The 7,291-nt window shown below is 56.6% G+C and carries 7 protein-coding genes; 6 read left to right on the plus strand and 1 reads right to left on the minus strand.

Going from position 1 to position 7,291, the window contains the following annotated elements; genetic code table 11:
- The 3 genes from BHE81_RS28555 to BHE81_RS03645 all read left to right on the plus strand — a co-directional run.
- On the plus strand, positions 1 to 427 hold a 427-nt coding region (locus BHE81_RS28555), incomplete at its 5' end, for a molecular chaperone (protein ID WP_228268699.1).
- Positions 428 to 437: 10 nt separating this feature from the next.
- Positions 438 to 2,873: a fimbria/pilus outer membrane usher protein gene (locus BHE81_RS03640; RefSeq protein ID WP_023342960.1), complete on the plus strand. Its 2,436-nt coding sequence runs from the start codon at positions 438 to 440 to the stop codon at positions 2,871 to 2,873.
- A gap of 1 nt (position 2,874) precedes the next feature.
- On the plus strand, positions 2,875 to 3,900 hold the full coding sequence (locus tag BHE81_RS03645) for a fimbrial protein (RefSeq protein ID WP_023342959.1): 1,026 nt from the start codon (positions 2,875 to 2,877) through the stop codon (positions 3,898 to 3,900).
- 22 nt (positions 3,901 to 3,922) lie between these two features.
- Here BHE81_RS03645 and BHE81_RS03650 read toward each other — a convergent pair whose 3' ends face one another.
- A complete protein-coding gene (locus BHE81_RS03650; RefSeq protein WP_023342958.1) occupies positions 3,923 to 4,789 on the minus strand; it encodes a GNAT family N-acetyltransferase in 867 nt (288 codons plus the stop codon).
- 510 nt (positions 4,790 to 5,299) lie between these two features.
- Here BHE81_RS03650 and BHE81_RS03655 point away from each other — a divergent pair.
- The 3 genes from BHE81_RS03655 to BHE81_RS28560 form a co-directional block, all read left to right on the plus strand.
- Positions 5,300 to 6,220 (plus strand): Kdo(2)-lipid IV(A) acyltransferase, encoded by a 921-nt coding sequence (locus BHE81_RS03655; RefSeq protein WP_002892400.1) that lies wholly within the window; start codon positions 5,300 to 5,302, stop codon positions 6,218 to 6,220.
- Positions 6,221 to 6,320: 100 nt separating this feature from the next.
- Entirely contained in the window at positions 6,321 to 6,593 is a 273-nt protein-coding gene (locus tag BHE81_RS03660) for a DUF1471 domain-containing protein (RefSeq protein ID WP_002892402.1), read from the plus strand.
- Positions 6,594 to 6,886: 293 nt separating this feature from the next.
- Positions 6,887 to 7,291 (plus strand): winged helix-turn-helix domain-containing protein (locus tag BHE81_RS28560; RefSeq protein ID WP_032459204.1); only part of this gene is annotated, 405 nt, incomplete at its 3' end.

The raw sequence follows: 7,291 nt of genomic DNA on the forward strand, positions 1-7,291 counted from the left end.
GGTTTTTGCCGGGGCCCGCCTGCCGCAGGATCGGGAATCGCTGTTCTGGTTCAATCTTCTGGATATCCCACCTGAGCCGAAAAATGGCAAGACTGACAATTACCTGCAGCTCGCGATACGGTCGCGTATCAAGCTGTTTTACCGTCCGGCAGGCGTGGCGGCGGAAAAAATAGCCGCGGAAAAAGCCCTGAACTGGGCGCTGGCTCCTACGGGCAACGGGTTGCGGGTGAGCAATGCCTCAGCGCGCTATATCACCATCGACAGCATCACCCTTAACGGACAAAAACACGCTGCTGGCATGGTCGCCCCGTTTTCCTCGCTGGAGATCGCGCCTAAAGGGGTCGCGCTGCGCACGCTGCCAGCCAAATTCAGCTTCACCACCATCAATGATTACGGCGCGGTAGTGAATCATAATTATCCTCAGTAAGGACATTATTATGAAACTCAGGGAGATCAAGGTTGGGTTGATGCTGCTCCTTCCCTGGCAGGAGGCATGGGCGGCAGAGGCGTTTAGTTTTAACCGCGCCCATTTGCACGGCGCCGCGCAGGTTGATCTCCAGAAATATCAATACGGTAATCCACTACACGCCGGACAGTACCGCAGCACGCTCTCGGTGAATGGCCGGGACCTGGGGGAAGAAACGTTTGTTATCCAGGAACACGATGGCCAGCTTGAGCCCTGCATCTCACCCTCGCTGTTCGACGCTCTGCAGCTGAAGGATGCCCAGTGGCCAACCGCGGCCACCTGCCTGCGTTTTTCGCAGATCGATAAGGCGATCGGCTGGGAGTATGACAGCGGGGAAAACGTCCTGCGGGTAAATATGCCCCAGGCGCTGCTGCAACCCCATTATCGGGGGGCGGTGAACCTGAAAAAGGTGGATAGCGGCGTGCCCGCCGCGGTGCTGCGCTACCAGGCCAATAGCTATCAGAGCATCGTCGACGGGGACACCAGCAGCCATCATTATCTCGGGCTGGATGCCAGCCTGCGCGCCTTTGGCTGGCGGTTACATCACCAGTCCAGCTACCAGGCGCAGGAAGGGAATACGCACTGGGATAGCATTGCCACCTGGGCTGAGAGAAGTGTAGTGAACTGGGCGTCCACGTTACGGCTGGGTCAGGGATGGACCGACGGAACCTTCTTTGACAGCGTCAGTTTTATCGGCGGCAGGCTGGCTACCGATGTGCGCATGCTGCCGGGCTCTCGCCGCGGTTTTGCGCCGTCGGTCAGCGGCGTGGCGCGCACCAACGCCCGCGTAACGGTCACCCAGAACGGCGCCCTGTTGTACGAGGCAACGGTTCCGCCGGGCAAATTCACCTTCGACGATCTCTATCCCACCAACGCCGGCGGCGATTTACAGGTGACGATCCACGAGGCGGATGGCAGTCAGGACACCTTTACCGTGCCGTACGCCACGCTGCCTGGCCTGGTGCGGGCAGGCGCGGTCTATTATGATCTGTCGCTGGGCTATCTGGATGAGGACGGGATCGCCGGGCGGCCGGGATTTGGCGAAGCCACGCTGCAGTACGGCTTCAATGACTATATCAGCGGCTATACCGGCGCTAACGCGACGACAGATTATTACTCGACGCTGGTCGGCAGCGCCTTCAATACCTACTGGGGCGCGCTGGCGGTCGATCTTTCCCGTTCTGCGGCGAAGGGCAGGGAGCACGGCTGGCAGGAGGGCTACCGCTGGCGGGTGTCCGCATCAAAATCGTTTACATCCGATACGCGAATGCTGCTCTCGATGAGCCACAGCAACGAGGGCAATTATCGCTCCATTCGCGATGCCGCCTGGGAGCACGACCGGCACCCCAACGACTGGCGGGAGATGACCCGCTACAGCGCGATGTTGTCTCAGCAGGCCGGCAGCGGCAGTCTGTCATTTAACGGAATCTGGAGTGAGAATGTCCGCCACCACCGCTGGCGCTCATATCAGCTGGGCTATGCCAACCGCTATGGTCGGCTCAATTATTATCTGTATGCCCAGCAGAGCCAGGATATCCATCACCGCAATAATCAGGTGGTGGGCGTCTCCTTTTCGCTGCCGTTCGGGCAGGCGGGCAGCCTGACCACCCGCTTTAACCACGATAAAAACTACGGCAGCCAGCTGCAGTCCAGCTATACCGGCAGCGCAGGCGAGAAAAACGCCTTCAGCTACGGTTTGACCGCCAGCTACGACATGCCGCGGGAGAACCCAAATGAAGCCAGCGTTGCGGCCAACGGTAGCCTGCGGACGGATTATGCGTACCTGAACGCCAGCGCCAGCGCCGGTCGCCATCAGCAGCAGTACTCGCTGGGGGCGTCGGGCGCCCTGGTAGCGCATCAGGGCGGCATGACCGCCACCCCCGAACTGGGGGAAACCTTCGCCATTGTGGAAGCGCCCGGCGCGGTGGGGGCCCGGGTGGCTAACCGCCCTGGACAGCCGATTAACCGCCAGGGTTTTACGATCATCCCTTACCTCGATCCCTTTACCGCTAACTGGCTGGATCTCGATCCGCAGGGTCTGAACGACCATGTGGAGATTGTCTCCAGCAGCACGACGGTGGTGCCCGATTCGGGCGCGGCGGTGAAGGTCAAATTTGTCACGCGTACCGGCTATCCCTGGTTTGCCCATGTCACGCTGCCGGATGGCGCGGCGCCCCCGCTGGGCGCGGAGGTGTTCGACGACAACGGTCGGGCGGTTGGCGCCGTCGGTCAGGGCGGGCTGCTGTATGCCCGGGTGCCGCAGGACCACGGCAGCGTCTCGGTAGTATGGGGCGAACGCAGCGGGCAACGCTGCCGGTTGGCCTATGCCATCCGCGACGACGCGGTGCAGCAGGTTAGCAGCGGCACGCCGCATCAGGTCTGCCGGCCGGGAATAAAGGAGAAGTAATATGAAAAAAATCATCGCATCAGGGGTACCTCTTCTGCTGGCCGGCGGGTACTACGCTTCGCTGTCGGCAGCGTGTCAGATGGTCAGTGGCAAAACTATCGAGTATTCAGTGAACGTCAGCCAGGCCAGTATCAACCTTGACGTCAGCGATCTCCCCATCGGCTCCCTGCTATACAGCTACGGAGGGATGATTATCACTAATAACGAACGCTGGGAGATCGCCTGCAGCGGCAGCGAGCCCGGCGGGTTTCAGAGCATTGGCGGTTCCCGGGTCGGCCCGGCGGGAGACGGCAAGCCGGGGGATATCTACAGCATCGACCGCCTGCCGGGCATCGGCTACAGCTTTCAGATGGGGGAACAGGATGGCATTAATTTCGATCCCCTGTTCACGGCCTGGCCTTCCGCGCCGGTATTTTCCGGCCAGCGCGCATTTCAGGCGGAAAATAAAAAACCGACCATCTATTTCTGGCGGATTGCCGATAACGGCGGTCTACCGCCGCCGGGCGAATATTGCCTTAATGATTACCTTGGCGATATTTATCTTGGCGGAGTACAGGCGATGCGCTTCAGCGTCAGCGGGCTCTGTATTCAGGTCAAATCACCCACCTGCAAGATTACTGACGACAGTAAAAACATTAACGTCTTCCTCGGACGGCATAACAAAACCGCATTTACCGGGCTCAACAGCACCACCGCCCCGGTTCCTTTTAACATCAACCTGACGAACTGTGAAAATGTCGGCAGCGTGTTTATGCAGTTTAACGCGACGGTGGACAGCGCTGTCGCCGCCAACGAAGTGATTAAAATCGATGACCAACCTGAAGGGGCATCCGGACTTGGCGTGCAGATCCTCAGTGCCGGCGGCTCGCTGGTGCCGCTAAACCAGGTGAGCCAGGTCTGGTCCGGGAAAAAAGGCAGTCAGACGAACTATCGTTTATCCTATCAGGCCCGCTATATCCAGACGCAGCCCGCAGTGACTGCGGGCGAAGCGAACGCCAGTGCGACCTTCGTGGTGACTTATAACTGATCTGCCTGGCGGCACAGCGCCGTCAGGCATGCGCCAGTAAAGGAAACATCAACTTCCTGTCTTTAAACAGGTTTTCCTTCTGGTCATAGACGAAGAGGATATCTTCTCCCTCTATCTGCTCATACTCGCCGAGCCGGTCTTCACTGGGGGTAAAACCGAGGATGGCCTGGTAAACGTGGTCATCGGCCAGTTCGTTGACCAGCGTCGACAGGCTCTTGCCCACGTCGCAGAACAGATCAAAGCAGATCAGCACCGGACCGTTTTGCATGGCGATGACCACCGCCTCATTTTTTGCCGAGTAATAGACAAAATGCTTCATAAAGGCTGAGCAGTAAAACATCAGCAGGCCAAAGTTATGCTCCACCCGCAGCGGTGAGAACGGGTTGGATTTTTCATAGTAATGGCGGAGCAGGGCGACATCGTCAGCGCTGTCCATATCCAGTTTACGAAAATCACCGGCTCGCGGGGAGACCGGCATAATATATTGATACTCTTCGCTGCGGGTGAAGCCAAATTTGGGGTAAAAATCCACCGTGGTGGGATTGGCGAATAAAAAGAAGGCGTCCGCCTCCTGCTGCCAGTCCTGCAGGATGTGATGGATAAGCTGGCCGGCTAATCCCTTATTACGGTGGTCCGGCTCGGTCATCACGGTGCCAATCTGAATATAACGCCGGGGCTCGCCCTGCCAGCGCAGGTCGATGATGTTGGCCGAAGCGTTAGCGATAACTTTATTGCGTTCGACAAAAGCATAGGGGATATAGGCGTCGGTCCAGTAACCTTGCTGATACCACTCTTCAAAAGACAGGTCAAAAGTCTTAACGGCAAGGTCAATGAAGCTTTTTCTTAATGGGTTATTTTCTCTGACTTGCTTCACTAATTGATAATTCATTGTCATAGTTCCTTCTCACTATGGCTTCTGAAAGCGGCGACGTCGGCAAAGGCACTTGCGTCGAATGAGCGCTGTAAACGTAGCATATCTGGGAAAAGGATCCGCAATGTCGATGCTTAACCTTTGCCCCAGTCACAAATAACCGCATGCTGGCCGTGTCAAACCGGGCGAAACGGACTGTTTGCGTTCGCTACCGCCATAATAAAGCGTGAGTAAAAGAGGTATTGGTCGAGAGGCTGAGGCAAATGTACTGGCTATTTTATCGACAATCGGCCGGGCCGTAGAGGTTAGGTTTATTTATTTATGCATTAAACAGGAAATTTTACGCGTTGCGTCTAATAATAGAGTAGTCCCCAGCGTAAGGGCTGAATTTATCCTGGAATCGGCTTATAATAACGCGCTTTGTGATTGAGTATTACCGCACGAATTGGAAAAATACTACGTGCAGGATCCGCTACTTTATTTCGCGGTTTTTGCTCAGCTATTATTGAGTGAATTAACAGGATTACTATGTCAAATTTACCCAAATTTTCCCGCGCGCTGTTGCACCCGCGTTACTGGCTGTTGTGGCTGGGAATTGGCTTTTTGTGGCTGCTGGTGCAATTACCGTATCCGGTGATCTACCGTCTGGGAACGGCGCTTGGGCGGCTGGCAATGCGGGTGATGAAAAGCCGCGCGCGGATTGCCAGACGTAATCTCGAACTCTGCTTTCCCGAGATGAGCGCCGCCGACCGCGAGGCGCTGCTGGTGAAAAACTTTGAATCGCTGGGCATGGGGCTGATGGAGACCGGCATGGCCTGGTTCTGGCCGACGCACCGGGTAGCGCGCTGGACCGAGACCAGCGGCGTTAACGAGGTGGTGGAGCTTCTGGAAGAAAAGCAGGGCATTTTACTGATCGGTATCCATTTTCTGACCCTCGAAATGGGTGCGCGAATGTACGGCATGTTTACCCCAGGCATTGGCGTCTACCGGCCCAACGATAACCCGCTGATTGACTGGCTGCAAACCTGGGGACGCTTGCGCTCTAACAAGACCATGCTGGATCGAAAAAATCTGAAAGGGATGGTCAGGGCGCTAAAAGAGGGGGAAATTCTCTGGTACGCGCCGGATCATGACTACGGTCCGGCCAGCAGCGTCTTCGCCCCGCTGTTTGCCGTCGAACAGGCGGCGACCACCACCGGTACCTGGATGCTGGCGAAAATGTCCGGGGCGACGATTGTGCCGTTTGTTCCGCGGCGCAAGCCCAACGGCATGGGGTATGAATTGATCTCCCTGACGCCGGAGCGCACGCCGCCGCTGGCGAGCGCCGAGGTTACGGCGGCCTGGATGAATCAGATTATCGAACAGTGCATCCTGATGGCGCCCGAGCAATACATGTGGCTGCACCGGCGCTTTAAGACCCGCCCGGAAGGAGTACCGCCGCGTTACTGAACGCCTCGGCCAAAAAATAAGCGCATCGGTAGCACGCTTAGTAAATCGCCGTCTATACTGAAAGGGCCTGACTGAAGGCTAATTCCAAGGAGATTGCAGGATGAAAAAAGTGATAGTCGCGTTAGCCCTTTCCGCCGTTGCATTTGGCGCCTCCGCCGCGCAGTTGATTACCAAAGAAGAAGTGAAACACTTCAAACTGACCAAAGTCGGGCCGATCTCGGTGGGGCCGTCCGGTGGCGAATTCTCTTCGCCTTCCGATCTGCACGATCAGCTCTCCAAGCTGGCCGATGAGAAAGGCGGAAAGTACTACGTGATCACCGCTGCGCGTGAGCATGGCCCTAACTTTGAAGCCACAGCGGAAGTGTATAAATAACCTTTTTTTAAAGCGTGCCGTATCGGCGCGCAACGCATTGAGCCTGGAGCGCGTTAAGCCTCCGGGCTTATTTTTTTCTGCTATCGGAATTGCCTTAGGCAATAGCGGCAGCGGAAATGCGTTTTTATCGCTATATATAGATTTCATGATCACGATGTTAATGAATTATTGCTTTTTATTGTTAATAAAGAGCCAATTCCGGCCTAATGCCTGAGGGAGTGACCCCTGGCAAAAATAGGTAGGACAAATGTGTTATCATCGCGCCTTTCCCTTTTTGTCTGGGGCTTTCTTGTATGCTACAACCTGTTGTTCGCGTCGGTGAATGGCTGGTAACCCCCTCTGTAAACCAAATCAGCAGGAAGGGGCGCCAGCTTACCCTTGAACCGCGTTTAATCGATCTTCTGGTCTTTTTTGCCCGCCATCCGGGGGAAGTGCTTAGCCGGGACGAGCTTATCGAAAACGTCTGGACCCGGAACGTTGTGACCAGCCACGTCGTCACGCAGAGTATTTCTGAACTGCGCAAGTCGCTCAAAGACGGCGACGACGTTAGCCTTGAGTACATCGCGACGGTACCCAAACGGGGGTATAAGCTCACGGTGCCGGTGATCTGGTGCACCGAAGAGGGGGAGGAGCTAGCCCCGTCGATGGAGGCGCTGACGCCTTCGCCGTCGACCGCCGTTCCTGCGCCGCCGGCCGCC

The sequence above is a fragment of the Klebsiella sp. AqSCr genome (assembly GCF_008452795.1).
GTDB classification, from domain to species: domain Bacteria; phylum Pseudomonadota; class Gammaproteobacteria; order Enterobacterales; family Enterobacteriaceae; genus Klebsiella; species Klebsiella pneumoniae.